Annotated in this window: 19 protein-coding genes; 7 read left to right on the top strand and 12 right to left on the bottom strand. The window is 65.2% G+C overall.

Going from position 1 to position 26,220, the window contains the following annotated elements:
- Positions 1-230 precede the first annotated feature (230 nt).
- From CSC73_RS17105 to CSC73_RS17095, 3 genes are all read left to right on the top strand, one after another.
- The gene (locus CSC73_RS17105) at positions 231-803 is read left to right on the top strand and encodes a hypothetical protein (RefSeq protein WP_163842925.1); all 573 of its coding nucleotides are present in this window, start codon (positions 231-233) and stop codon (positions 801-803) included.
- 502 nt (positions 804-1,305) lie between these two features.
- Positions 1,306-1,497 carry a hypothetical protein gene (locus CSC73_RS17100; RefSeq protein ID WP_163842923.1) on the top strand — a complete coding sequence of 64 codons (192 nt, stop codon included), beginning with the start codon at positions 1,306-1,308 and terminating at the stop codon, positions 1,495-1,497.
- 132 nt (positions 1,498-1,629) lie between these two features.
- A complete protein-coding gene (locus tag CSC73_RS17095) occupies positions 1,630-2,436 on the top strand; it encodes a DUF481 domain-containing protein (RefSeq protein WP_163842921.1) in 807 nt (268 codons plus the stop codon).
- Between the two features lie 92 nt (positions 2,437-2,528).
- Here the strand turns inward: CSC73_RS17095 and CSC73_RS17090 are convergent, their stop codons facing one another.
- The 12 genes from CSC73_RS17090 to CSC73_RS17035 form a co-directional block, all read right to left on the bottom strand.
- Entirely contained in the window at positions 2,529-3,614 is a 1,086-nt protein-coding gene (locus tag CSC73_RS17090) for an OmpA family protein (protein ID WP_163842917.1), read from the bottom strand.
- A 181-nt stretch (positions 3,615-3,795) separates the two neighbouring features.
- On the bottom strand, positions 3,796-5,379 hold the full coding sequence (locus tag CSC73_RS17085; protein WP_163842912.1) for a tetratricopeptide repeat-containing sulfotransferase family protein: 1,584 nt from the start codon (positions 5,377-5,379) through the stop codon (positions 3,796-3,798).
- Positions 5,380-5,395: 16 nt separating this feature from the next.
- On the bottom strand, positions 5,396-6,979 hold the full coding sequence (locus CSC73_RS17080; protein ID WP_163842909.1) for a sulfotransferase: 1,584 nt from the start codon (positions 6,977-6,979) through the stop codon (positions 5,396-5,398).
- Positions 6,980-7,091: 112 nt separating this feature from the next.
- Positions 7,092-10,157 (bottom strand): TonB-dependent receptor, encoded by a 3,066-nt coding sequence (locus CSC73_RS17075; RefSeq protein ID WP_211840918.1) that lies wholly within the window; start codon positions 10,155-10,157, stop codon positions 7,092-7,094.
- Between the two features lie 276 nt (positions 10,158-10,433).
- A complete protein-coding gene (hemC, locus tag CSC73_RS17070) occupies positions 10,434-11,339 on the bottom strand; it encodes a hydroxymethylbilane synthase (RefSeq protein WP_163842903.1) in 906 nt (301 codons plus the stop codon).
- 278 nt (positions 11,340-11,617) lie between these two features.
- Positions 11,618-12,349 carry a LytR/AlgR family response regulator transcription factor gene (locus CSC73_RS17065; RefSeq protein ID WP_163842900.1) on the bottom strand — a complete coding sequence of 244 codons (732 nt, stop codon included), beginning with the start codon at positions 12,347-12,349 and terminating at the stop codon, positions 11,618-11,620.
- Positions 12,350-12,451: 102 nt separating this feature from the next.
- Positions 12,452-13,147: an alpha/beta hydrolase gene (locus CSC73_RS17060; RefSeq protein ID WP_163842897.1), complete on the bottom strand. Its 696-nt coding sequence runs from the start codon at positions 13,145-13,147 to the stop codon at positions 12,452-12,454.
- Between the two features lie 172 nt (positions 13,148-13,319).
- Positions 13,320-15,902, bottom strand: coding sequence for a TonB-dependent receptor (locus tag CSC73_RS17055; RefSeq protein ID WP_163842894.1), 2,583 nt, complete (start codon positions 15,900-15,902; stop codon positions 13,320-13,322).
- Positions 15,903-15,944: 42 nt separating this feature from the next.
- The gene (locus tag CSC73_RS17050) at positions 15,945-17,975 is read right to left on the bottom strand and encodes a tetratricopeptide repeat-containing sulfotransferase family protein (protein WP_163842892.1); all 2,031 of its coding nucleotides are present in this window, start codon (positions 17,973-17,975) and stop codon (positions 15,945-15,947) included.
- A 136-nt stretch (positions 17,976-18,111) separates the two neighbouring features.
- Positions 18,112-19,518: a M20/M25/M40 family metallo-hydrolase gene (locus CSC73_RS17045; protein ID WP_163842889.1), complete on the bottom strand. Its 1,407-nt coding sequence runs from the start codon at positions 19,516-19,518 to the stop codon at positions 18,112-18,114.
- Positions 19,519-19,539: 21 nt separating this feature from the next.
- Positions 19,540-20,742: a 3-oxoadipyl-CoA thiolase gene (pcaF, locus tag CSC73_RS17040; RefSeq protein WP_163842886.1), complete on the bottom strand. Its 1,203-nt coding sequence runs from the start codon at positions 20,740-20,742 to the stop codon at positions 19,540-19,542.
- Entirely contained in the window at positions 20,739-21,554 is an 816-nt protein-coding gene (locus CSC73_RS17035; RefSeq protein WP_163842884.1) for an IclR family transcriptional regulator domain-containing protein, read from the bottom strand. The genes pcaF and CSC73_RS17035 overlap by 4 nt, the downstream gene beginning before the upstream one ends.
- A gap of 104 nt (positions 21,555-21,658) precedes the next feature.
- On the opposite strand from CSC73_RS17035, the gene CSC73_RS17030 reads away from it, so the two are divergent.
- From CSC73_RS17030 to CSC73_RS17015, 4 genes are read left to right on the top strand one after another with little or no spacing between them, the layout of a single operon-like run.
- Positions 21,659-23,002, top strand: coding sequence for an aminotransferase family protein (locus CSC73_RS17030; RefSeq protein WP_163842881.1), 1,344 nt, complete (start codon positions 21,659-21,661; stop codon positions 23,000-23,002).
- Entirely contained in the window at positions 22,999-24,567 is a 1,569-nt protein-coding gene (locus CSC73_RS17025; protein WP_163842878.1) for an aldehyde dehydrogenase family protein, read from the top strand. The genes CSC73_RS17030 and CSC73_RS17025 overlap by 4 nt, the downstream gene beginning before the upstream one ends.
- Positions 24,564-25,418: a CoA transferase subunit A gene (locus CSC73_RS17020; protein WP_170299072.1), complete on the top strand. Its 855-nt coding sequence runs from the start codon at positions 24,564-24,566 to the stop codon at positions 25,416-25,418. The genes CSC73_RS17025 and CSC73_RS17020 overlap by 4 nt, the downstream gene beginning before the upstream one ends.
- Positions 25,415-26,200: a CoA-transferase subunit beta gene (locus CSC73_RS17015; RefSeq protein ID WP_163842873.1), complete on the top strand. Its 786-nt coding sequence runs from the start codon at positions 25,415-25,417 to the stop codon at positions 26,198-26,200. The genes CSC73_RS17020 and CSC73_RS17015 overlap by 4 nt, the downstream gene beginning before the upstream one ends.
- The last annotated feature ends 20 nt before the right edge of the window (positions 26,201-26,220 follow it).

The following is a 26,220-nucleotide window of genomic DNA, read 5'->3' as shown; positions in this document are numbered from 1 at the left end:
GGAGCGGCGTCCCCGCCGCGAGCTCTCCATAGCCCAGACAGGCACAAGCAGGAGCTCGCAGCAGAATGCCACTCCCACGCTATCCTTCTGTCATCAGGTTCGCCAGCCGGATCGATGATGTCTCCCTGCCCCCAGCCTTGGAGTCCCGCATGATCTGCCGTCCACTTGCGCTTGCCTGTGTTGTCTTGGTCCTTGCAGCCTGCAAACAGTCCGCACCCGCCGAACCGGGTATGGATACGAACCCGGTCGCCTCCTCCAACCTGGCGGCGGAGAAAGCAGCGGCCCCCAGCCTGCCGTCGAGCCCCGAAGACGAAGTAAAGGCGTCGATGGACAAGTTCCTGAAAGCCAAATCCTTCCATGCGGTGATGGTCATGGAAGGCGCGCGCGGGATGACCAACGAAATGGACTTCGTCGCCCCCGACCGTTACCGCATGAAGATGCCGGTAGGCACCCAGGTGATCGTCGGCGACACCATGTACATGCAGGCCGATGGCCGTTCGATGAAGGTGCCGCTGCCGAAAGGCACGCTGAGCCAATGGCGCGATCCGCTGAGGATCGAAGAGAACAAGGCCGGACTGAGCGTCGAGGCGCTGGGCAGCGACAGCGTGGAAGGCCAAGCGGCGAAGAAGTACCTGGTCAGGAACACGCAGCCCGAAGCCAACGAGTTCACCTTCTGGATCGGCAGCGACGGCCTGCCTTTGCAATTGCTGCACCAGGGACAGGCGCAGGGCAAACCCTATTCGATGACCTTGCGCTATTCGCGCTTCGATGACCCGTCGATAACCATCGATCCGCCGCAATGATTTCCTAACTTGCGTTTAACGGCTTGCTCCCCGAGCCGGCTGGCAGACTCCGCGCCGGATCAGCGGAGGTCACATGCAGGGAAGCGAGCGACAGGCAGGCGCCACGCAGGCGATCGCGTGGCTGGGAGTGATTGGGGTGCACGCGTGTCTGTTGTGGTTGTTGATGCGGCAGGCGCCCGGCGCGGCCGACATTGACGACGGACCACGATTGCGCCTGGTATTCGTGGCGCCTGCGCGGCCGCTACCGCCGCCGGTATCGCCTCCGCGCTCTTCAGTCCCACCCGCCCAGGTCCCGCGAGGCGCACCAACAACACGCCGCCCCCTTGTGGTCCTCATCGCTCCGGTCGCACAGACCAGCGAACCGATAGCCCCTGCAGCTGATCGGCTGCAGGAGCAAGCCCGGGATTGGGCGGCCCGGCAGGCTTCGCCGACCTTCGCCGCCGACCCGTTCGGCAGCCGGCGCGCACAGCTGCCCGGCGGAGACGGTCGTGGAAGATTCCGGATGAAGGAACCGCTGAGCCCGCAAAAGATCCTGCAGAAGATCGGAAGCATGGCCGGCGGCCCCGGCTACAGCCAATCGCCTTGTCCGCGCATCGCCTCGAACATTCCCGGCCTGCTGACCGCCACTTCCGAGCACGAACGCGAGCTATTGAACGAAGAACTGCGGCGCGACCGGGAATACTGCCGACCCTGAACGAAAACTTGCCGGCCAGGCGGGAAAAGTGAGAGTGAACAAACACTTGCACTGAAATTGTCAGATTGACGCGATACCATGTAACCGTTTCCATATCTTGTCCTGTTATCGCCAACCTCCCAGGCCGCCTCCATGTCCCGTCATCCGCTGCTTTTCCCCACCCTCCTCCTGGCCATGACCGCGCCTGCGGCCTGGGCCAACGACAAAGCCTGCCCCTGCGACGGGGAGGACAGCGGCAAGACCGAAGAAGCCTCGCACTGGACCGGCGGCGGCGAACTCGGGTTCGCCTCGGCCCGCGGCAACAGCATCAACGAAAGCCTCAACGGCCGCTTCAACCTGCAGTACACCCAGGGCGACTGGATCCACAGCATGGACCTGTTCGGCCTGCGCGCCCGCGCCGAGTACCGGGTGGAGGACGAAAACGGCGAGATGACCCGCAGCGATGCCAAGACCACCGCCAACCGCTACACGGTGGGCGCCAACAGCGCGCTGAAGCTGGGCGAGCATCGCCAGTTCACGACCGCCGTGCGTGCGGAGCAGGACGATTTCGCCACCTACGACCGGCTGCAGACCGCCAGCATCGGTTACGGCACGCGCATGATGGACGGCGAGCGCACCAAGCTGGACGTGCAGGTGGGTCCGGGTTTCCGGCGCGCGCACAACGCCGAAGACGACGTCACCGAAACCGGCGTGATCGGTCGCGGCTTCGTGGGCCTGAAGTTCGACCTGACCGACAACACCGAACTGTCCAACAACCTGCTGGTCGAGTCGGGCAGCCACAACACCTACGCGCAGAACGACCTCGGCGTTTCGGTGGCGATGAATTCGCACCTGGCGCTGAAGGCCGGACTGCAGGCGCGCCGCAACAGCGAAGTCGAAGCCGACCGCAAGAAGACCGACACGCTGACCACCATGAATGTGGTGTATCGCTTCAAGTAAGCGTCTTGGCTGCGGCAGCCTTCGCCGCGGAAAATTCGCTGCAACAAAGAACCCGGCTTATGCCGGGTTCTTGTTCTACGCAGATCGTCCGATCAGTTCTGGACGTTCAGCTCGGTGCGGCGGTTCTTCTCGCTCTTGCAAGCCGGGAAGGCCTGGCCCAGGTCTTCCAGCGGACGGCTTTCGCCGTAGCCGATCGGACCCACCAGACGGCCGGCGTCCACGCCGTTCGTGGTCAGATAGTCGTACACCGCCTTGGCGCGACGCTCCGACAGGCTCTGGTTGTAGGCGTCCTTACCGCACTGGTCGGTATGGCCGGCCACTTCAACGCGCAGATCCGGGTAACGCTTCAGGATTTCGGTGGCTTCGCTCAGGATCGCAACCGCGTCCGGACGCAGGGTCGACTTGTCGAAGTTGAAGTTCACGCCCTTCAGGTCGATCGCCACCGCCACCGGGCAGCCGTCCGGACCGATGGTCTGGCCAGCCTGCGAACCCGGGCACTTGTCGTTGCAGTTGTTGACGCCGTCGCCGTCGTCATCCAGGTCCGCGCAGTTCGGCGCCGCTTCCGGCGCCGGTGGCGCGGGCGCCGTCGGTTCCGGCCCGATTGCGACGGTCAACCCGACCGAGGCCAGGATGTCGTTGAAGTAGTCCTCGCGGTCGGAGACCGGGCCGGCCTCATCGTCGAAGTCGATACGCGTGCCGAGCTCGGCACGCAGATCGGTGCGCCCGAAATCGAACTGCAGACCTGCACCGAGGTTAGCGGCGAGATTGGTACCGGAACGCTCGCCCGGGGATTCGGGCGACGGGGAGTTGTCGAACTCTTCGCGATGGCGTTGCGCACCCAGTCCCGCACGCAGGTAGGGCCACCATTTCCGTTCCGCATTGCGGAAGTGGTAGCGCGCATCGACCGATGCGCCGTACTGGCTCCAGAACAGGTTCGGATTGCTGGTTTTGTCTGGGTTCTGGTAGTTCAGCTCGAAGTCCAGGGACCAGTTCTGGTTGAGGAACTTGCCGAAACCCAACGTGGCGAAGGGGGAATCTTCGGTTCCGCGGTCCTCGTCCTGGACGTTGATGCCGGCCGAGCCGGCCACATACCAGCGGTCGTCGTAGTCCTGGGCGGCGGCGGCTTGCGCGAACGACATGCCGCATGCGAGAGCGGCGCAAAGCGATTTCTTTTTCATCGTGAAACTCCTTGAGTCGGGTTTGTTACTGCGTATTGCCATGACGAAACAGCAAAGCGACACGCGACGGATCAGACAGAGAACGAACGCGGCAACATGGCACTGCAACTTGGCAAACAGCTTTCTCGAACGACTTCCAACAGCATTCCAGACCGCAGGCGCGCATGGGCTCACGCCTGCTTCACAACGCAGCCATCAGCGGCTGCAAGAACGATTCGTAGGGTTTCCATTTCGGCGTTTCCAAAACCTGTACCTGGGCGCGCACCTGGATGGCGCTGGCCGTGGACACACCGCGCCCGCGGCCCTGCACCTGCAGCATTTCGGGCTGGTACTCCAGTCCGCAGAACGAGGCGACCTCGGCCAGCGTGGATTCCGGATCGGCGGTCAGCGCGGCGTAGTCGACGTCCAGTATCCGGCCCGCATGGCGCTGGTGCCAATGGCGCATCAGGCGCTGGTACTGGCGGTGGTAGTCGGCCAGTTCCAGCTGGTCGTAGGAATACGGGCAGGCATCGGAGAACAGTTCGCGCAGGTTGGAGAAGCAGGTCTCCATGGGGTCGCGCACCATGTGCAGGATCTTGGCCTGCGGCAAGGCCCGGCAGATGAACCCCAGGTTGAGGAAGTTGGATGGCAGCTTGTCGGTGAAAAAGCGCTCCGGCCCAAGGCGCCAAGCCACGCCTTCCAGGTAGCCGCGCCCTGCCGTCGCCAACGGCGCTTCGCGCGCACGATCCACAAGCGTCGCATCGATCACGCCGCGGCAGTGGTAGTCGGTAGCCAGCCGCATCTGACTGGTGAAATCGTACAATTCGCCCAGGCCTCGGACATCCGCGTGCCCATCCAGCATCTGCTCCAGCAGGGTCGTACCGGATCGATGCATGCCCACGATGAAGATCGGCGTATGGGCGCTTTCGGTGGCATGCGCCGGTCCCGTCGGCAAGGCGATCAACCGGTCGACCAGTTCCACGCTCTGCTCGCTGCGATAGTCCAGCCGCGACCGCTTGGCCCGACAGGCCCGCTCCAGCGCACGCCAGGCGGCGGGATGATCGCCCAGATCGTCCAGCGACTTGTGCAAAGCGTAGGCGAGGAAGGCGATCTCCTCTGGCTTTCTTCCCGGCCGATCCAGCTGCCGGCGGATGGCGTCCACGTGGTTCGAACCTGCGGTCTGCTTGCCCAACCGCGACAGCCACCAGTAGGTCGGTGCGATCTCGGGCGCCTTGCGTTGGCATTGCAGCAGTTCGGCACGCGCTTCGTCGAAGCGGCCGAGGTACGTCAACACCTGGCCGCGCGCCAGCAACACCGGCGGGTAGCCGGGATCGCCGCGCTTGGCTTCGTCCAGCAGGACCAGCGCGCGATCCTGTTCGTTCAAATTGCTCAGCTGCGCCGCGAAAGCGATCAGCAGCGGTATGGAGACGGCCGAAAGCGGCTGCAAACGATCGGTGCACTGGTTCAGCGCAGCGGTCTCGTTGAACGTACGCAGGCGCGCGATCAGTTCCTTGATGGTGTCCGCGTCGCGCGGTCGGCTAGCGTGCGCGCGCAAGGCGTAGTCGCGCGCCATGCGGTAATGGCCGGCCAGCGATTCTATGTAGGACAACTGCACCAGCACCTTGGCGTCGCCCGGATGCATCGATAGCAGCGACTGGAAGCAGGCCGCCGCCGCCGCCCATTCTTTCCTGCTCGCATGCAACTCGGCCTGTTGCCAGAGCAATCGGGAGGGATCGGCCTGCGTAGGATCGGCTTGCTTCAAGAGGACTCCGGTCGAAGTAGGCATGCGACTGTCTCCGATGCTAGCGCGCTTGCGCCTGGCCCTGCGTGAGACGCTGCCGCAGCGGTTCCAGATGGTCTGCGTACTTTTTCCATGCATCGACGCCGCGCGAATGGATTGGTTGCCTGACCTGCGAGCTGCTGGCGGTGGACACCGGTGCGGCGTTCCGGGTGATGTCGACGCAGTCTGGTTCGAACTCAAGACCGCAGAAGCGCAGCGCGGCTTCGCTGTTCTTCGTTGGATCGGCCACAAGGTCCTCGTAGTCGACCACGTGCAAACGGTCGCCCAGCGTCTCCTGCCAATACTCGCCCAGCGCTTTGAAGCGCAGGTAGTGGTCGGCCAGTTCGGCCTGATCGTAGCTGTAGCCGTATGCGTTTCCGGAGAACAGCTCCTTGAGGTTGGAGAAACAGGTATCCATGGGATTGCGCCGCACCCAGATGAGCTTGGCCTGCGGCAGGGCGCGGGCGATGAAGCCGAGGTTGAAGGCGTTGACCGGATTCTTGTCGATCAACCAGCGATGGCCGTTGTGGCGGCTGGTGGTGTGGCGCAGGTATCTGGCGCCGACGTCGATGGGGTTCGCAGCCGCGACCGCTCGCACACCCTGCTCGCCCGATGGCGCGTCGTAGAAATGGTCCGCTTCCCAGCTCAAGGCGCGCGAGAACGCATTGAGTTCGCCCGCGCTGGCGACCTGGCTGTGGTTGCCCAGGATCCTGTCCAGCAGGGTGGTGCCGGTGCGCGGCATGCCGACGATGAAGACGGGGATCTGGCCCGTATTCCGCGCTTCGGGCGCGGCTTGCGGAAACCGCCACTGGATTTCACGCAGCGCCGCAACGCCGCGCGCTTCCCGCGCCGGGTCGTAGTCGATGCGCTGGCGCATCAACCGGGCCGCGGTTTCAAGCGCAGGCCACGCGCCCTCGATGTCGCCGGCGTCGTCCAGTTCTTTGAACAGGGCGTAGCCCAGGTAGACCTGTTCCAGCGTTCCCTGCGGCAGTGCCGCCTGCGCACGGCGGATCCGCTCGACGCGGCTGCCGGGCACGGTGGATTTCTGGTGATAGGCCAGCGACCAATGGGCGAAGGCGTAATGCGGCGACAGCCCCAGGCAACGCTCGAATTCCTGAGTGGCGTCGTGCGTGCGCCCGACGTGCCGCAGCGCGTTGGCGCGCGAGTAGGAAAGCAGATGGCTGGGTGGCAGGCGTGCCGATGCGTGGTCGATCAGGCGCAGGGCAAGATGGTGATGGTCGGATAGCCAAAGGCGCTGGGACAGCACCGGCGATTGCTCCAACACGTCCGGGTGGGACCAGTCGGCTGCTTCGATCGCCGCGCCGATGGCGTCGCGCTCGTCGAAATTCAGCAGCTGATGGGTGACATAGGGAAGACTCTTCCATCGTGCGTTGGGCGTAGCCACGCTGGCCGCGCGCACCGCACAGGCCAAGGCCGCGCGGTAGTGGTCGGCGCGACGCTGGAAATCGGAAAGGCGCACCCAGGCGATGGCTTGGGTCGGATCAAGGTTGACGATGGTCTGGTAAACGAGCCCGGCCGCCTCCATGTCGCCAGCGGCTTCATGGTCGCGCGCCTTGGCCCAGTACGGGCCCAGGTTCTGTTGCATCGAATGCTCGACCTCAACCGCCATCTTTCCACCGGGTCTGATTCGTGATGATCGATTAACTGTTGCTCGCGGCAGCGGCCGCACTCCGGCGGCCGCTGCGCGATGTTTCCAATCAGAAGTCGTACTGGACCATGAAGCGTACCGAACGCGGTTGCTGGTACGAAGTCGGCATCAAGTACGTCGCCACGGGTGTACCGGTCACCGGATCCTCGGCGATCTCGCTTACCGAAGTCACCTCCTGCGAATCGAATACGTTGAAAATATCGAGTTTGAACTGCAAGCCCTCGATCGCGGCCGGTCGATAAGCGACGTTGAGGTCGAGGTTGCTCGTCCAAGGCAACCTGCCCGAAGTGCCGCGGGGGACAGGCAGGTTGTTGCACCTGAAGAACGCTGCGCCGTACGGATGCGGGTTGTACGTGCCGTCGGGCGCCGGTTGGCTCGGGCCGTCGCCCGGGAGACGATTCGGGTCGCGGTCGAGGACGCCGATGCAGTTCTTCGGACGGCCCGACTGCACCAAGAGGTTGGCGCCCACTGACCATTGATCGCTGATCTCGTAGTTGCCGAACAGCTTGAGGCTGTGACGACGGTCGTTGGGCAGGTAACCATAGGTATCGACGGTGAGTTCGATGTAGTCGAAGTCCTGGGTGACGTTGGTATCGGCCTGGCCGATGTCCGACTTCACGCCGCCTTCGGTGTTGCCCTTGCTCTTGGCGTAGGTGTACGAGCCCTGCAGGAAGAACTTGTCCCAGGTGCCGTCGAAGAAAAGTTCCAGTGCGGTGTACTTGCGCTTGGCCTTGGGAGCCAGACGCGCGCCGGGCACGGTGATCTCGGTGAGCACGCCGTTGCCTTCGATGTCGGTGAGCAACACGGTGTCTTCGCCCGGGTTGAACATGCGGCAATACGGGAAGCCCGGGTTCGGATAGACCGGGGTCAGGCCGTGCTCAGCCGCATAGTCCAGGATGACCGTGTAGTCGCAGTTGTCGTCGATCGCCGTCTTCAGGTCGCGGTAGATGCCTCGCGCACCGAGCGAGAAGTGATCGGTCAACGCCATCTGCAGGCCCAGGATGTATTCGTCCTGGTATTGCGGCTTGAGGTTCCTGGCGGCGATGGTCAGCGGATTGGACGGCGTACCGTCCTCGCCGTTGATGAACCTCGGCTCCTGTTGACCGGGACGCGGAGTCAAACCCAAGGGCGCGCCGGTAACGGGATCCACGCCAGTGAAGTTGAACTGCTGACGGGTGAAGAAGGAAGCGCTGGCGCCGCGCAAGGCGACGCTCGGCGTCAGCGGCAGTGCATAACGACCGGCGTTACCGAACACCTTGAAGGTCGAATCGCCCTTCACGTCCCAGGAGAAGCCCAGGCGCGGACCGAACTGGTCGTCGATCTTGACGTAGGTTTCGCCCGCGCCGTTGAGGTTCTCGAAAGAATCCCAGCGGCCGCCCAGGTAGGCGATGAAGTTGTCGGTGATGTTCCAGCTGTCCTGGATGTACAACGCGCGCTGCTCGACCTTGAGCGAAGCGCCCGAGCGGGTGATCTGCTCGCGGGCGATATCGAACTCGTCGCCCGTGTTCGGCTGGCCGTCCGGACCATTACTGGTCGAGTAACGCCACAACCGTCCGCCTTCGCGGATCTGCCCCGCGACCGACTCGTAATCGTCCAGGTCGTAGCCGAAGCGCAACAAGTGGTCGCCCAACTGCCACTCGGCGTCGATGCGGAACTGGTCCCGGGTGTCCTTGGAATCCTCGCGCTGCAACTGGTTGCCGAAGGCGATGGTGCAGCTGCTGCGGTAGGTTCCGGTGACGGCGGTGCGATAGCCGGGACGGACGTCGAGGATGTCCGGGCAACCGCCGATGGGCTGGTTGAGATCGCCGCTGAAAGCAATACGCTCGCCATCTGCGGTGACAAGATACTGCCCGCGAGAGAATTCGCCGTGGCCGTACAAGGCCGAAAGGGTGAACGAATCGCCGAAGTAGCCGGTGTACTTGGCGACGTAGTTCTCGCCGCCCTGTTCGATGAAGTTGGTGCCCCGGTACGCGCCCCGATCGGAGCCGGTTTCGGTATTGGAATAAACGTCGATCTCCTGGTCCTGCTTGTCGGAGAAGGCGGTGAATTCCAACTGGTGGTTGTCGGTGATCTGCCAGTCCATCTTCAGCAACCAGGTCGGGGACTTGGTTTCGGCCGTGGAATTGGCGAATGAGGTATTGGTTTGGCCGAACGGACCGCCCCAGTTGTCCACTTCCTTGCGTCCGTAGGAAATCAAACCATAGGCGAACAAGCGGTCCTTGATCAGCGCGCCGCTGGCCCAGGCCGACGCAGTCGCGTTCCAGGTGGAATCCTCAGAGTTGTTGATCCGCAGGGTGCCGTCGCTCAAGTACTGGTTCTTGGGGCCTTCATTCAGCGATTCCGGGCTGTAGAAGATGTTACCGCCCGCATGGAATTCGTTGGTGCCGCGCTTGGTGATCTGGTTGACCACGCCGCCCAGCGAACGGCCGAACTCGGCGCCGTAGCCGCCGGTCTTGATCTGCTGCTCGGCGATCGCCTCGAAGGGCACCTGCGAGAAGTTCAGGCTGCGGAACGAGTTGGTGATGTTGAAGCCGTTGACGTAGTACTGGTTTTCAGCGACCGATGCGCCGCCGAACGAGGCCAGATTGCCGAATGCGGCGTCGCCGCGGACGGTGCCTGGGGCGAGCAGGGCCACGCTGGTGGTGTCGCGGGCGACCGGAATGCGCGCGATCTGTTCGGCAGTGAGGATGGTGGTCGACTCGACCGAGGAAACGTCGATCGGATTGATCGCGCCGGTGCCGATAACGGTAATGGCATCCAGCGTGGTCGCGCTGCCGCCGCTCGTGGCGCCACTGACAAAATCGACGTTGGCGGCGGTGCCGACGTTGACGCGTGCCGCGCGGGTCGAAGTAGTGCCGTCGGCCGCGGTGCGGGTGACGGTGTATTCGCCGATGGGTAGTGCGGAGATGCGGTAGCTGCCGTCGCCGCTGACCGTGATGGTGCGGGTCAAGCCGGTGGTCGGACTGGTGACCGTGATGGTGTCGCCTGAAGCCGCCTTGCCCGCCACCGCGCCTGCGGTATTGGTCTGCGCGTTCAAGCCGCCGACAAAGCAAAGACCAAGCGCAGCGGTCAATGCGTTTCGTTTGAAACCTTTCGAGACATATCTGGACGCCATTGCAGAACTCCCCGAGCAGCAAACGTTGATAGAGACTTCGCCAAGAAACGTTACTAGTCACCCTTGACGAGGGGACCGTGCCCGGACTATAGACCGAGAAACAAAAAGTTAACAGCTCAGTAATCGAGGGTTCATCAAGCGATGTCCGGAAATGCGCTACCGGTCTCGTTGATATCGTTTTCATCCAGGATTCGCTGCATTGCAGCATGGGCACGAGAGCTCGCCAGGTTCGCAGCGGCTCCCCACGGAAGACAAAGTTCTTTTTATTTCAGTGGCTTAGAGAAACTCGCCCGCCCCAAGCGCCAGCAAGTCCTGTGCCAAGGTCCGACCCAAATCGAGATGCGACCCGGGTGACCCCTCGACCCTGGCCCGGACCACTCTGCCCTCGGCGGCCGATCCCACCAACCCGTCCAGGACCAGCGAATCCCCCCTTAGCTCAGCTTGAGCCGCCACCGGGACATGGCAGCTGCCGTGCAGGGCCAGATTCATGGCCCGCTCCGCTTCCACGCAAAGGCGAGTGGGCCCGTGGTCCAGCGCCATCAGCAACTCGTGGAGTTCGCGATCCTCGGTTCTGCACTCCAGCGCGATCGCCCCCTGCGCCGGCGCCGGCAGCCAATCCGGCGCGGCCAGGCGAACGCCGATGCGGTCGTGGAAACCCAGCCGCTGCAATCCCGCGCAGGCCAGCACGATGGCGTCGTAATCGCCCGCATCCAGTTTGGCCAGACGCGTGTTGACGTTGCCGCGCAGGTCCAGCAGCTGCAGGTCGGGCCTGCGCGCTCGCAATTGCGCCTGCCGCCGCAGCGACGATGTGCCCACTCGCGCCCCCTGTGGCAGGGCATCCAGCGAAGCATGAAGATTGCTGATGAAGGCGTCGGCGGGGTCGGCGCGTTCCAGGATCGCCGACAAGGCGAACGGCGCATCAAGCTCCATCGGCACGTCCTTGAGCGAATGCACCGCGCAGTCGGCCTCGCCCCTCAGCATGGCCAGCTCCAATTCTTTCAGGAACAGGCCCTTGCCGCCGATCGCGGCCAGCGAACGATCCAGCACGTCGTCGCCGCGGGTGCTCATCGGCACCAGGCTCACTTCGATTCCGGGGTGAGCCGCGCGCAGCAGCGTGGCCACGTGTTCGGTCTGCCAGAGGGCCAACGGGCTCTTGCGGGTGGCGATGCGGATCTGCTTCATGCGGCCATTATGAAGCCGGTGCAGAGGGCTGGATAGGCAGCTCAAGATCCCGTTTCGGCATCTGGTTTCAAAATATCCCGTTCGTGGTGAGCCTGTCGAAGTAGACCCGTTCGTGGTGAGCCTGTCGAACCATGCTTTTCGCAGGATGCGAAATTGCCGCGATCTGAAAGAGTCCGCCAAGAGCGTGGTTCGACAGGCTCACCACGAACGGATTTTTGATTTTCTCGACGCGAACGGGATTTCACACGCGAACGGAATTCTTTGAGATGCAGGCTTCGCTAAAGGTTCTTGACCGTATCCCGCAATCCCGCCACGCAGCGGCGGCTGACCTCCAGCGGCTCCTTGCCGTGGCGCAGAACCGCCTGCACGCGGCCGTCGCCGATGCGCTTGAGTTCGGTGATCTCGTGCCGGGCCACCAGGCAGTTGCGGTGGATGCGCACGAAGCGGCCGTTGAACTCGTCCTCCAGCGAGCGCAGCGATTCTTCGATCAGATCCTCGCCGCGCGCGTGGTGGACCACCACGTATTTCTCTTCGGCCTGCAGGTAGTGCACGTCTTCCACCGGAATCAGGCGCAGGCTGCCGCGCATGCGCGCGCACAGATGCGTGCGCGGAATGCGGCCCGGCTGCGCTGGCGCCTGCGTTTCGCGGCCGGCGATGAAGGTGCGCGCCCGTTCCAGCGCCACGGCGAGCCGTTCGGCGCGCACCGGCTTCATCAGATAGTCGATGGCCGCGGCATCGAACGCCGACAGCGCGTGCTCGTCGTAAGCCGTGCAGAACACCACCGCCGGCCGCGGATCGAAGGCGGTGAGGTGGCGGGCCGCTTCCAGCCCGTCGACGCCGGGCATGGCGATGTCCAGCAGCACCAGATCCGGCCGGAACTCGGCGCAGGCCTGCAAGGCGCCGAGCCCATTGTCGGCCTCGGCCACGATTTCCACGCCGGCGTGCTCGGCCAGCAGCGCACGCAGGCGCTCGCGGGCCAGGGGTTCGTCGTCGGCGATGACCACCTTCACGGTGCCTGCTTCCTCGGTTCTGCGGAGATCGGTTCTGCGAAGAGATGCGAGCCCATGGTAGCGACCGTTCCGGCCAGCGTCACCCTGCGACGCGGCGCACACTTAGGCGTGGGCGAACCGCTGCGCCATCCAGTCGCCCAGGGCGGTGATTTCCTCGGCGCAGACCTGATGCGCCATCGGGTAGCGATGCCATTCCACCGCGAAACCCAACGATTGCAGCAGCTGCGCGCTGCGTTCGGCGTACCTCAGCGGAATCACCGGATCGGCCGCCCCGTGAGCCATGAAGACCGGCTGGGTTGCGGCGCCTTCGCCCAGTGATGCTTTCAGGGATTCCGCCGCGGCCTCGGCGCCGGGCAAATAGGTCGACAGGGCGATCAGCCCTCCCAGCGGGGTTTTCCGCCGCAAACCAGCCGTCAGCGCGATGGCGCCGCCCTGGGAAAAGCCGGCCAGCAGGATCCGTTGCGGGTCGATGCCGCGCGCGTGTTCGCGGTCGATCAATGCGCCGGTCTGCAGCACGGATTGGTCGACGCCCTCGCTGTCTGCGCGGGTCGGGAAATCCATGCCGACGATGTCGTACCACGCGCGCATGCGCACGCCGTTGTTGATGGTGACCGCACGCACCGGCGCGTGCGGGAACACGAAGCGCAGCACAGGCCAATCCTGACGCACCAGTTCCGGCACCAGCGGCGCGAAGTCGTGGCCGTCGGCACCCAGGCCGTGCAGCCAGATGACGGACCATTGCGGCGACGGGCCGGTTTCCTGTTCTACGGTTTCGAGCAGATCGATGGCGTTGTCCATGGCCCATTGTGGCCGATGGCCGCGATCTCTCCAAATCATGGGAAGCGTCCGCCCTCCGCGCTTCGCAATACGCTCCAGGGATGCGCATTCATCCGCTCCCTCAATCTTTCTCCGGGAAAAAAGACCCCGGCAATTGCCGGGGTCCTTGTCCTGCGACAGGCGAAACGAACGGTCAGAACTTCTGCGAAAAGCGGACGCCGAACGTGCGCGGCTGGTTGGTGATGGTGTAGACCTGTCCGTTGGGATACTCGGGCACCACGCCCGAGGCACCGCAGACCGACTCCGCACAGTTCGTGAACCTGGAGATCGTCGCGCGTTCGTCGAAGGCATTGCTCACGAAGAGGTCCAGCGCCCAGCTGTCCTTGGCGATGCCTGCGGAGAAATCGACGGTGGTGTAGGACGGCAGATCGCCGAGGATCTCGCGCTCGGCGATACGCAGGTCGGACTTGCGGTCCCCCACGTGCACCGCGGCGCCCTGCACATAGGCCTGGAAAGCGCCGATGTCGAAGACGTAGCGGGCGATCATGTTGCCCTTGAACTTCGGGGTGACCGGCAATTGCGTGCCGTCCGGGGCTTCCGGTCCGTTGGGAAACTCGATTCCTTCTACGATGCTTCCTGGTGGGCAATCGGTAATGGGCTGGTTGTCGGATGGCCTGACCGCACCGCAATAGTTATCCGTCAACTTGGCATCATAAAACGACGCGCCGGCGCTCAAATGCAGGTTGTAGGTCGCTGCCCAGTTCAAGTCCATTTCCAGACCGTCGATGCTGGCCTGGTTGGCGTTCTTGATCTCGGTGAGACCGTTCGCGCCAAGGATGCTGAACTGGAAATCCTTCCATTCCTGATGGAACACCGAGCCGTTGAAGGTCACCCGGTTGTCGGCCCAGCTGGTCTTCCAGCCCAACTCGTAGTTGGTCAGGTAATCCGACAGATACGGCGGCAAGGTCCCGCGCCGGTTGAGGCCGCCAGGACGGTAGCCCTCGGACCAGGTGGCGTAGACCATCTTGGTGGGCGTGATCTGCCAGGTCAGGTTGGCCTTGCCCAGGTTGCCGCTTTCCTTGACGTTCTTGTCGAAGACCGTACAAGGGGCGCCGTTGAACGCCGGCCACGCTGCGGGATCCGCGCCGAACTGGGAGACGCAGTAGGCCTCGCCATAAGTCGAGCTGGGGGACCAGCCGGCGCTGAAGCCGAAGAAGCCCTTCAAACTGTTGTCGGAGCGGAAATGCCGCCCGCCGATGGTGCCGGTCAGCACGTCGGGAATGAAGTCGTACGACAGTTCGCCGAACACCGCTTCGTCGTGGTCCTCGCGCTCCTGTTTGGTGAGCCAGATGGTTTCCGGCCAGCCGGTGATCGAGTATTGGGGGCCGAAACCGTCGATCTTGTAGCGCTGCTGGATATCGTGCTTCTGGGTCATCCAGAACAGGCCAGCCACGAAGCGGAGCCGGTTCTCGCTGGGCGAGGCGAGGCGCAGCTCGTGGCTGTCCTTCTTGTAGCCGTCCTTGCCCTGGATGTACTGCGACGGATTGATCAGGTTGTCGTCGGCGTCGTAAGCGTTGTAGTAGGCCAGCGTGTCGTACCAGAACCCGTAGTCGTTGTAATCCGAATCCACATCGACGTCGCGCTTGAGGTGCGCGAAGTTGTAGGTCAGGTCGAAGTTGCCGATCTTGCCTTCCACGGTCAACGCGGCCTGCCACCAGCGGTCGTCGGAGCGCTCCTTGTAGAAGTGGTTCATGGCCAGGTCGCCGACGTTCTCGTCGAAGGCGAAGTTGCCGTTGGACACCTGGCTCTGACCCATGATGGTCGGGGTGATCGACCAGTTGTCGTTGAGATCCACCTTCAACGCCAGGCGCGCGCCGGTCGTCTCGACGTCGTTGTAGTCGTCCTTCGCGCGACCGGTGCAGACGAGCAGATCGGTAGACGTGCAGTTGCGGTTGGTGAGCACGCCGCCCCAGCTCGTCTGGGTGTCGTCGCTGGGATCGGCCGGGGTTCCACCGTCGTCGATGCGGACCGGGAACTGCCGATCGCCAGCCTTGTTGTCGATGTAGCCCGCATCCTTCTTCTGCCAGCCGACCAGGCGGATGGCGGCGTTTTCGGCGAGCGGGATGTTGACGAAGCCCTCCGCCACGTAGCCCGTGCCACCGTGACTGACGCTGTTGGCTTCCAGGCCGTAGCCGGCTTCGAATCCGCTCGGATCGGGCTTGTTGGTGATGATGCGCAGGGCGCCCGCCTGCGCGCTGGCGCCGTACAGCGTGCCCTGCGGACCGGCCAGCGACTCCACCCGCGAGATGTCGTAGATGTGCAGGTCGAGCGGGCCCTGGATGGTGGTGATGGGCTGCTCGTCCAGATATACGCCCACGCTGGGCAGCGAACCGGAGTGGTTGCCATCGCCGCCGCTGGCCACGCCGCGCATGTAGATCTGCGCGAAACCCGGACCGAAGGTCTGGTAGGAGACGCTGGGCAGGTATTTCACGTAGTCGTCGAAGTCTGTGACGTTGAGTTCGTCGAGTTTCTGTTCGCCCAGCACCTGCAGGCTGATCGGCACCTTCTGCAGGTTCTCGGTGCGCTTCTGCGCGGTCACCGTGATGGTGTCCAGGGTGGCCGCTTCCCTTTCCGCGGCCGGCGCCGGTGCGGGCGTGGCTTCCTGCGCGAAGGCCGCCGACCCCACCGCAAGGTAGATGGCGGCTGCCAGCGGCAATCTGGCGAATGACGACGGGGGTTTTCTTCGTTCGCTTCGTTTCGTTTCGTATCTGCTCATCTGCGTCACTCTCTCCAGTGATGGTTGTCGGTGCTTGGATAACTATCTTGCCAACGGAAACTCCGGTACTGCCGGATAACTGTCCAGGACGGGACCCAGCGCGCTTTTCAAAGGGCCCAGCCACGGATCGTAATTTCGCCAATGGTCCACGCCCTCGCGGTAGATCGGCTTGCGCACCTGTTCGGAACTGGCGGTGCGCACGGCGCGCTTGTTCTCGAAGAAGCGCAGGCAGCCGTCTTCGAACGGAAGCCCGCAGTATTCGAGCAGGCGGCGCACCTGGGTTTCGGTGTCGTCCACCATTTCCTCGTAGAAGACACGGTGCACCCGGCCGGGCAGCGCGTCGTCGAAATGCGCCATCAGTTCGACGTAATCCGCGTAGTAGCGGCCGATGTCGTCCAGGCCGTAGGTGAAGCTCTGCCCGCGCGCGAAGTGCTGCTTGTAGCCCGAGAAACAACAAGCCAGGGGATGCCGGCGCGCATCGACGATCTTCGCCTTGGGCAGCATCAGCTGGATCAGGCCGATGTGCAGGAAATTGTTCGGCATCTTGTCGATGAAGAACGGCGCGTCGGTCTTGCGCTGGATGCGGGTGTGCTTGAGGTAGCGCTCGCCGAGCTGGCGCAGCGCGTCGGCCCCCAGCGATTCGACCGCGTCGTGGTACGGCATCGCCTGGCCGGCGTCGCCCTGCCCGCGCAATTCGCGGGTGATCGAAGTGATTTCCGGCAGCTCCATGGTTCCTTCCACCGCGGAATGGCTGGAGAGGATCTGCTCGATCAGGGTGGAGCCGGCGCGCGGCAAGCCGACGATGAAGATCGGATCGGGCGCGTCGCTGCCGGAGCCGGCGCGCTGCGCGAAGAACTCCCGGGTGTAGCCGCGGATGATGCGCGCCACCCGTGCGGTGGTGTTGTCGGCACGGTACTGCAGGACTTCACGGCGCAGGTCGTTGCCGTGCTGGTAATGCCGAAAGGAAGCTTCGAATTCCCCCGCATCCTCCAGCGCCTTGCCGATGGCGAATTCCAGGTGCTGGCGGTGTTCGGTTTCCATGCCGGGCTTGTCCAGCTGGCGGCGCATGGTCGCCAGGTCTTCGGCGGAAAAACGGACGGTCTTGAGATTGGCCAGGCTCCACCAGACTTCGCCGAAACCCGGATCCAGTTGCAGGCTCCTTCGATACGCCTCGATCGCGCGATCCTGGTGGCCGGCGGTCTTCAGCGCATGGCCATAGCTCATCCAGATCCTGGGATGGCGGGGATACTCTTCCAGGATCGCCGCATACAGTTCGAGTGCCGGTTCGTAGTCGCCGATCCGGCACAGCACCACCGCCTTGAGGTTGCGGTAGCCGGCGTTGTCCGGCTCCACCGCGAGCAGCGTTTCGACTTCCGCCAGCGCCTGGGCCGGCTTGTTGGCCCGGTGCAGCACCAGGGCGTAGTTCTGGCGCGCGGCGTGGAAACCGGGGGCCAGTTCCAGGCAACGCGCGAGCAGGTGCTCGGCATCCTCGTTGCGGCCCAGGCGCACGGCGAGTTCTGCCAGCATGCGGATCGCGGCGACGTCGGTCGGCGAACGCTTCAGGTGCTCGCGCAGCAGGGCCTCGGCTTCGGGGATGCGCTGTTCGTGCAAGGCGTTGGCCGCGGCCAGCAGCCGCGGGTCGCGGGTGGAGTAGCGAATGTGGCTGGCATAAGCCGCGTCGGCGCCTTCGGCATCGTCCATCGCCATCAGGTGGTCGCCCAGCGCAAGCCACGCCTGCGGCAGATCGGGCTTGAGCTTCACCGCGCGGCGCAATGCCGCCACCGCTTCGTCGCCCTGTTTCGCGCGGCCCAGCGCGATGCCCAGTTCCAACTGGGCCATGGCCGAATTCGGTTGCGAGTTCGCCAGGGGCCGCAGGATTTTCAATGCGCCTTCCATGTCGCCGCGCGCGCGGTGCGAGACTCCCAGCACCAGCAGGGCCATGGGATGGTCGCCGACAGCCTTGATGATTTCCGTCGCCTGTTCGCCGGCCAGCGCGGGATCGGTCTCCAGCAGCCGCGAGGCATGCGCGAGCGCGGTTTCCAGCGTGGCGGTGGGGGCGGCGGCGGCGTTCATGCGGTCGAGCCATCCCCTTGCGGCCGGCAGGGCGAGGCCGCCTTGCCGGCCGCGCGCCCTGTCGATTGCGTTGTTCCGCACTTCAACTTCATTGGAATACCCCGTTCGCTGCGGCCCGCCACGGCAGCCCTTTCGGTCATAGCGTTTTCAGCAATCTATAGTTGAATTGAAGGGATTGGTAGTAGGACGCCACCAGAATGCGTTCATCCTGGCCGTGGGCGCGGTCGTCGTCCACATCGTAGGGCATGCCGTTGAACACGTAGACCGGCATGCCGGCCGCGCGCAGGAATACGCTGTCGGTGGCGCCGGCGGACATATAAGGCGAAACCGGAATTTCGCCCCATGTTTCTTTCGCGGCTTCGGCAATATGGGCGAAGAGCTCGGCGTTGACCGGAGAAGGCGGGCTGGGATGGGGTTGGGCGACGCGCGCCAGTTCAATGCCAGGATCGGCGAGCGCCTGCTCGAGGGCAAGATCGACCCCGGCCAGGTCTTCGTCGGGCAGCACGCGGCAGTTCACCGTGGCCTGCGCCATCTGCGGCAGGGCGTTTTCGGCGTGGCCGCCCTTCAGCAAGGTGGGGATGCACGTCGTGCGCAGCTGCGCGTTGTTGTAGGTGGAAGTCGCCGCCAGCCGGGCCAGCGCCGCCGGATCCTGCGGTTCGCGCGAAGCGGCCAGCATTCCGGCGGCTGCGCTTCCGGAATACAGCTTGGCCAGGCCGGCGTAGTAACCGCGCGTGGCCGAGTTGGTGTGCAGCGGGAACTGCAACGCCGACAGCCGGGCCAGGCCATGCGCCAAACGGTAGATGGCGTTGTCCGCGGTGGGCAGGGAGCTGTGGCCGCCCGGGTTGCGCGCGGTGAGGGTGAAACTCAGGTAGACCTTCTCCGCCGTTTCCACCGACAGCACCGCCGGCTTGCCGTTGCGGATCTCCGGCCCGCCGCCGTCGACATTGAGGGAATACTGCGCCTTGATCAGTTCCGGCCGATGCGCCAGCAGCCATTGCACGCCGTTGTCGCCGCCGTCCTCCTCGCCTGCGGTCAGCGCCAGCACGTAATCCCCGCGCGGCACGATGCCTTCCTGGCGCAGGCGCAGCAGCGTTGCGACCAGACCGGCCGCACCGCCTTTGATGTCCGAGGTGCCGCGGCCGTAGAAGTAGCCGCCGTCCTCGGTCAGCCGGTAAGGATCGACGTGCCAGTCCTCGCGCTTGGCTTCCACCACATCCAGGTGGGCCAGCAACAGGATCGGCTCGCGCTCTCCACGGCCGCGCAGCCGCACCACCAGGTTGCGCTTCAGCGGATTGTCGCCCAGCACCTGCACATCGGCCGGGTCGAAGCCGGCGTCCAGAAAACGCTTGGCCATCGCTTCTGCAGCAGCGGTGGTGCTGCCGTGGTCGGGCGTGGTGTCGATATCGATCAGTTCGCGCAGCAGCTCGCGTCCCAGCGCCCGCTGGGCGGCCAGCGCCTGTTCGGCCGCCGGCGATGCCAACGGCAGCAACAGCAATGCCGCCAGGCCGGCTACGCGTGTTTTCTTGAAAGCCCGATGCGTCATTGCGTTCCCGTGCCGGTTTTTTTAAGGGGTTTCCAATGCGAGCGCCAAACCCTGGCCCACGCCGACGCACAGGCTGACCAGTGCGCGCCGCTGGCGTTGGCGGCGCAGGGCGTAGGCCGCGGTCATGGCCAGGCGCGCGCCGCTGGCGCCCAGCGGATGGCCCAGGGCGATGGCGCCGCCGTTGGCGTTGACGTGCTCGGCGTCGTCCGCCAATCCCAGTGCGCGGGTGCAGGCCAGCACCTGCGCGGCGAAGGCTTCGTTGATCTCGATGCGGTCGAAGTCGGCGAGCTCCAGGCCCAGGCGGGCGCGCAGCTTGTGGATGGCCGACACCGGACCTATTCCCATGACCCGCGGCGCCACGCCGGACGAAGCCATGCCGGTGATTCGCGCCAGCGGCTGCAGCCCGTATTTTTCGACGGCGGCTTGCGAAGCCAGCAGGACGGCGGCGGCACCGTCGTTCAGGCCGGAAGCGTTGCCGGCGGTGATGCTGGTTTCCGGGCCGAGCAAAGGTTTGAGTGCAGCCAGTCCTTCGGGAGTCGTGTCGGGGCGTGGCTGCTCGTCGGTTTGGAAATCGAACGGCTGCTTTGCCTGCGTGGTGCGAACGGCAGTGGTCTCCTCCGCGAACCATCCCTGCCGCTGCGCATGCGACGAGCGCTGTTGGCTGCGCAATGCGTAGGCGTCCTGGTCGGCGCGTGCGATGCCGTGTTCGCGCGCCAGGTTCTCCGCGGTCTGGGCCATCGAATCGGTGCCATGGCCGGCCTGCATGCGCGGATTGACGAAACGCCAGCCCAGCGTGGTGTCGGCCAGCTGCTGGTCGCGCGCATGCGCGCCGCCGGCTTTGCCCATGACATAAGGCGCCCGGGTCATGCTCTCTACGCCGCCGGCGATCACCAGCTCCGCTTCGCCGCAAACGATCGCGCGCGCGCCCTGCCCGATCGCTTCCAGACCGGAGGCGCACAACCGGTTGACCGTCACCGCGGGCACGCTTTCCGGCAGCCCCGACAGCAGCGTGGCCATGCGCGCGACGTTGCGGTTGTCCTCGCCGGCCTGGTTGGCGCAACCCAGGATCACTTCGTCCAAAGCCGCCCAGTCCAGCGCGGGGTGGCGTTCCATCAATGCGATCAACGGCAGGGCGGCCAGGTCGTCGCAGCGCACCCCGCCGAGCGCGCCGCCGTAACGCCCGAAAGGCGTTCGCGTCGCATCGACGAGGTAGGCGCGGGTCACAGGCCCTGTCTCCTGTAAACGTGCGGGTCCCAGCCGCCCTGCCGGATCGCTTGCTCTATTTCAGGTTGCGCGGCGCGCAAGGCGGGCAGGATTTCCTTCAACGCCCTGCCTTGCGCCTTGTCGCTGTACTGCATGCTCACGTTGAGGCCGGCGACCACGCAGCCGTTGGCGGCGCGGATCGGCACGGCGATGGAGCACAGGCCCAGTTCCAGTTCCTGCGAAACCATCGCATAGCCCTGCTTGCGCACTTGCAGCAATTCGCTCTTCAGCGCGCGCGCGTTGCGCAGCGTCTTCGGCGTATAGGGCTGGAATTTGTTTCCCTGCATCCAGGCGTCCAGCTCGGTGTCGGGCAGGTCGGCCAACATCACCCGTCCCATCGAGGCGGCGAACGCGGGCAACCGCGCGCCCACTCCCAACGCGATGCTCATCACCCGCCGCACCGGAACGCGCAGCACGTAGACGATGTCGTAGCCGTCCAGCACCGCCAGCGAGCACGACTCGCCGACCTTCTGCGCCAGCTGTTCCATGGTCTGCTGCGCCAGCTCGTTGAGATCCAGCGAAGACAGATAGCTGTAGCCCAGCTCCAGCACCCGCGGGGTGAGGAAGAAGCTGCGTCCGCGCACGCCCACGTAGCCCAGGTGCTGCAAGGTCAGCAGGATGCGCCGCACCACCGCGCGCGACAGGCCGGTGCTGACCGCTATTTCCGAAAGGCTGGGACTGGGCAGGTCGTGCCCGAACGCGCGCAGCACCTGCAGGCTGCGCGCGAGCGATTGCACATAGTCCGGGCTTTCTTCGAAGGGGTTGGCTGCCATGCGCCGTCGCGTGTGGATTGACAGTCCGAGCGTAGAAGGTTTCCAATGGGTTCGCAATACGAATTAGTGTTCGATTACCGCACAAATGCCGGGGCCGATGAATTGTGACGAGTGAGCGCGACAGCGTGCTGCACAGTTGGTGCGTGCAGTCCGAATGGCGGGCGCCGACCATTGTCGGCGGCCAGGGTGCACGCCTGCGTGACGACGCGGGGCGCGAGTACCTGGATATGAGCAGTCTGGCCGAATGCAGCAATCTGGGGCACCAGCATCCGCACATCGTCGCCGCCATCCGCGCACAGGCCGAGCGCCTGTGTTTCGTCACTTCGGCCTGGGGCGCGCAGCCGCGCGCGGAACTGGCCGGGATGCTGCTGGAGAAATCCGGCTTCGACGGCGGCCGCGTGTTCTTCACCCTGGGCGGCGCCGACGCCAACGAGCACGCGGTCAAGTTCGCGCGGCAGGCGCGCGGTTTGCCGCACGGCAAGGTGATCACGCGCGACCGCTCCTATCACGGCGCCAGCTACGCGGCCATGGCGTTGTCGGGCGATTCGCGCACGCGGCTGCAGGTCGATCCGGAAAACTTCGACGTGCTGCATGTTCCGCCGCCATACGCCTATCGCTGCCCTTTCGGCAGCGACAGCGACGGACAATGCGGCGAGCGCGCCGCCGCCGCGGTGGCCGATGCCATCGACCGTCACGGCGCCGACGACGTGGCCGCGGTGATGATGGAGCCCAACGCCGGCACCAACGGCATCGTCGCGCCCGACAACTATTGGCCGCTGCTGCGGGAGCTGACCCGGGAACGCGGCATTCCGCTGATCGCCGACGAAGTGATGAGCGGCTTCGGCCGTTGCGGCGAATGGTTCGCCTGGCAGCGCCACGGCGATCAAGCCAAGCCGGACCTGATGACGCTGGCCAAAGGCCTGACCGGCGCGCACTTGCCGCTTGGCGCGGTGGTGGTGTCCGCCGGTATCGCCTCGGCGCTGGAACACCAGATGCTCTATACCGGCCTGACCTACTGCGGCCACCCGCTGTCCTGTGCGGCGGGCGTGGCCGCGCTGCAGACGTACGAGAACGAGAAGCTCATCGAACGCTCGCGCGCTCTCGGCGCACGGATGCTGGCGTCCCTGCGGCGCATGCAGTCGCGCCACCCGGTGATCGGCGATGTGCGTGGCGGCCACGGCCTGTTCGCGGTGGTCGAACTGGTGTCCGACCGCGCCAGCCGTACGCCGCTGACACCCTGGCCGCAGATGGCGCCGCCGCTGAAGGCGCTATTGCACGAAGCACTGGAACAAGGCGTGTCCTTCGCCGCGCGCGGCAATCTGATCCTGCTGGCGCCGCCGCTGGTGATCGAAGAGAACGAGCTGGACGATGCGCTAAGCCTTCTCGATCGCCTTATAGGTGGAATGACGGGCGCGCAGATGGGCGATGTCGAGCGGGAGCCGGCATGAGCTACAAGCTGACCTACGCCACCATGTTCGACCCGCCTGCGGATCTGCATGTCCGCTTCGATGCCGCACTGGCCGGAATCGAGGCCGGACTGGGCGCCTCGCATGCGTTGCATATCGATGGGCAAGAATGCGCGGGCGCCGATTCGGAGCAACGCCGCAGCCCCATCGACCAGCACCTGGTGCTGGGCCGTTTCGCTTTGGCGGACATCGCCCAGGCCGACCAGGCGATGGAAGCGGCGCATGCCGCCTTTCCCGGCTGGCGTGCGACGGCCACGGCCGAGCGCGTGCGCCTGCTCAAGCGCATCGCTGCGCTGATCGAAGAACGCGTCTACTCCATCGCGGCCGCGCTGACGCTTGAAGTCGGCAAGAACCGCATGGAAGCGCTGGGCGAAGTACAGGAGACTGCGGATTTCTTCCGCCACTACGCCGAGGATTTCGAACGCCAGCAGGGTTTCGATCGCCCGCTGCCGGACGATCCGTTGCCGGACTTCCGCTCCCGCAACCGCAGCGTGATGCGTCCCTACGGCGCCTGGGTGGTGATCGCGCCGTTCAATTTTCCCTTCGCGCTGGCCGGCGGCCCGGTCGCCGCGGCACTGGTCACCGGCAACACGGTCGTGTTCAAGAGCGCCAGCGATACGCCCTGGTCCGGCCGGCTGCTGGCCGACTGCCTGCGCGATGCCGGGCTTCCGGCAGGCGTGTTCAATTACCTCAACGGCGACGGCAGCCAGGTCGGGCAGGCGCTGGTCGATCACCCGCGTACCGCCGGCGTCACTTTCACCGGTTCCTTCGACGTGGGCATGCGCATCTACCGGGCAATGGCGGGCGGCGCTTATCCGCGGCCCTGCATAGCCGAAATGGGCGGCAAGAACGCCTGCGTGGTCACCGCCAATGCGGATCTGGAACGCGCGGCCACCGGCATCGTGCGTTCGGCGTTCGGCATGGGCGGGCAGAAGTGCTCGGCGTTGTCGCGCCTGTACGTGGACGCCGCGGTCGCCGATGCGCTGATCGAAAAGTTGCAGAAGAAGATCCAGGCATTGCGCATCGGCGATCCGCGCCTGCAGGACAATTGGCTGGGGCCGGTCACCACCGCCAATGCGGCGGGCAACTACGAACGCTGTTCGAGCCTGCTGGGCCAATACGGCGGCCGCGTGCTGGATGGCGCGCGACGCCTGGACGAAGGCGATCTGGCGCACGGCTACTTCGTCGCGCCGACCCTGGCCGAAGCGCCCGCCGATCATCCGTTGTTCCGGGAAGAGATGTTCCTGCCCATCGTCATGCTGTGCCGCGTTTCCGATATCGAAGAAGCGATGCGGCTTGCCAACGATTCGCCGCTGGGACTGACCGCGGGCTTCTACGGCAACGATGAAGAGCTCGATTACTTCTTCGAAAACATCGAAGCCGGCGTCACCTACGCCAACCGGCCGCAGGGCGCCACCACCGGCGCATGGCCGGGCTACCAGCCTTTCGGCGGCTGGAAGGGTTCCGGCTCCACCGGCAAGGCCATCGCCTCGTTCTACTACCTGGCGCAGTATCTGCGCGAACAATCGCGCACGGTGGTGGAGTGAGCGCGCGCTTCCTCACCCTGGCCGATGCGATCGCCGAGCACGTGCACGACGGCGCCTGCGTCGCATTGGAAGGCTTCACCCACCTCATCCCCTTCGCGGCCGGCCACGAGATCATCCGCCAGCGCCGCCACGACCTGCACCTGGTGCGGATGACGCCCGATCTGATCTACGACCAGATGATCGGCATGGGCTGCGCGCGCAAGCTGACCTTTTCCTGGGGCGGCAATCCCGGCGTCGGCTCGCTGCACCGCCTGCGCGATGCGGTGGAGCGGCGTTGGCCCGCGCCGCTGCAACTGGACGAACACAGCCACGCCGGCATGGCAGCCGCCTATTGCGCCGGCGCCGCGCGCCTGCCCTTCGGCGTATTGCGCGGCTACGCGAATACCGATCTGCCGGCGCACAACCCCGCCATCCGCAGCGTGCAGTGCCCGTACACCGGGGAAACCCTGGCGGCGGTGCCGGCGATCAATCCCGACGTCACCCTTCTGCACGCGCAAAGCGCGGACCGGCAGGGCAACATCGCCCTGCACGGCATCGTCGGCGCCGCGCGCGAAGCAGCACTGGCCGCCAAATCGCTGGTGGTCACGGTGGAAGAACTGGTCGATAACCTGGCCCCAGCCATGAATGCCGTCCTGCTTCCCCATTGGCTGGTGAGCGCGGTGGTGCACTGCCCCGGCGGCGCGTATCCCTCCTATGCTCAGGGACACTACGAACGGGACAACGCCTTCTACCAGCAGTGGGACGCCATCGCCCGCGACCGCGAAAGCTTCCTGATCTGGATGGACAGACATGTGTTGCGCAGCGTCGATCACCGCGACTTCCTCGGCCGCCTGCTGGAAGACGCGGCGTGACGATCTGCACGCGCGAAGAATGGATGACCATAGCGGCCTCGCGCTTGCTGTGGGACGGCTGCGTCTGTTTCGTCGGCATCGGCCTGCCCAGTGCGGCGTGCAACCTGGCCCGCCTTACCCACGCGCCGGAGATCGTGCTGGTGTACGAGTCGGGCACGCTCGGCACGCGCCCCGATGTGCTGCCGCTGTCCATCGGCGACGGCGAACTGGCCCGCACCGCCACCTGCGTGGTCCCGCTGCCGGAAATCTTCAGCTACTACCTGCAGGCCGGCCGCGTGGACGTGGGTTTCCTGGGCGCGGCGCAGATCGACCGCTACGGCAATCTCAACAGCACGGTGATCGGCAGTTACGACACGCCGCACACGCGCCTGCCCGGCGCCGGCGGCGCGCCGGAGATCGCCACCCATGCGCGGGAGACGTTCGTGATGCTGAAGGCGACCCCGCGCAGCTTCGTGGCCGAACTGGATTTCCGTACCACGGCCGGTTACCTGCAGGGTTCAGGCGCACGCGGGCGCAGCGGCGCTCCTGGCGGCGGACCGCGTTCGGTGATCACCGATTTCGGCCTGCTTAAGCCGCATCCGGACACCCAGGAACTGCAACTGGCCGCCTTGTTCTCCGGCGTCGGCGTGGAAGAAGCGCGCGCCGCGGTCGGCTGGCCGCTGGCGCTGGCCGCGCACGTGGGCATCGTCGATCCGCCCGAGGCCAGAGAACTGGAGATCCTGCGCGCCCTGCATGCGCGCACCCGCCAGGCGCACGCCCGTCCGGTCGCCATTCCCCTCTGACGTTCCGCAACCAATCCCCC

Origin of the sequence: Pseudoxanthomonas sacheonensis, from assembly GCF_010093305.1 — a bacterium.
Taxonomy (GTDB): domain Bacteria; phylum Pseudomonadota; class Gammaproteobacteria; order Xanthomonadales; family Xanthomonadaceae; genus Pseudoxanthomonas_A; species Pseudoxanthomonas_A sacheonensis.
This window is presented reverse-complemented; position numbering and strand designations above follow the sequence as displayed.

What these genes read in the sequence shown, in the direction of transcription:
- CSC73_RS17105 (WP_163842925.1), top strand. Translation starts at nt 231, where the DNA reads ATGGATACGAACCCGGTCGCCTCCTCCAACCTGGCGGCGGAGAAAGCA.
- CSC73_RS17100 (WP_163842923.1), top strand. Translation starts at nt 1,306, where the DNA reads ATGAAGGAACCGCTGAGCCCGCAAAAGATCCTGCAGAAGATCGGAAGC.
- CSC73_RS17095 (WP_163842921.1), top strand. Translation starts at nt 1,630, where the DNA reads ATGTCCCGTCATCCGCTGCTTTTCCCCACCCTCCTCCTGGCCATGACC.
- CSC73_RS17090 (WP_163842917.1), bottom strand. Translation starts at nt 3,614, where the DNA reads ATGAAAAAGAAATCGCTTTGCGCCGCTCTCGCATGCGGCATGTCGTTC.
- CSC73_RS17085 (WP_163842912.1), bottom strand. Translation starts at nt 5,379, where the DNA reads ATGCCTACTTCGACCGGAGTCCTCTTGAAGCAAGCCGATCCTACGCAG.
- CSC73_RS17080 (WP_163842909.1), bottom strand. Translation starts at nt 6,979, where the DNA reads ATGCAACAGAACCTGGGCCCGTACTGGGCCAAGGCGCGCGACCATGAA.
- CSC73_RS17075 (WP_211840918.1), bottom strand. Translation starts at nt 10,157, where the DNA reads ATGGCGTCCAGATATGTCTCGAAAGGTTTCAAACGAAACGCATTGACC.
- hemC (WP_163842903.1), bottom strand. Translation starts at nt 11,339, where the DNA reads ATGAAGCAGATCCGCATCGCCACCCGCAAGAGCCCGTTGGCCCTCTGG.
- CSC73_RS17060 (WP_163842897.1), bottom strand. Translation starts at nt 13,147, where the DNA reads ATGGACAACGCCATCGATCTGCTCGAAACCGTAGAACAGGAAACCGGC.
- CSC73_RS17055 (WP_163842894.1), bottom strand. Translation starts at nt 15,902, where the DNA reads ATGAGCAGATACGAAACGAAACGAAGCGAACGAAGAAAACCCCCGTCG.
- CSC73_RS17050 (WP_163842892.1), bottom strand. Translation starts at nt 17,975, where the DNA reads ATGAACGCCGCCGCCGCCCCCACCGCCACGCTGGAAACCGCGCTCGCG.
- CSC73_RS17045 (WP_163842889.1), bottom strand. Translation starts at nt 19,518, where the DNA reads ATGACGCATCGGGCTTTCAAGAAAACACGCGTAGCCGGCCTGGCGGCA.
- CSC73_RS17035 (WP_163842884.1), bottom strand. Translation starts at nt 21,554, where the DNA reads ATGGCAGCCAACCCCTTCGAAGAAAGCCCGGACTATGTGCAATCGCTC.
- CSC73_RS17025 (WP_163842878.1), top strand. Translation starts at nt 22,999, where the DNA reads ATGAGCTACAAGCTGACCTACGCCACCATGTTCGACCCGCCTGCGGAT.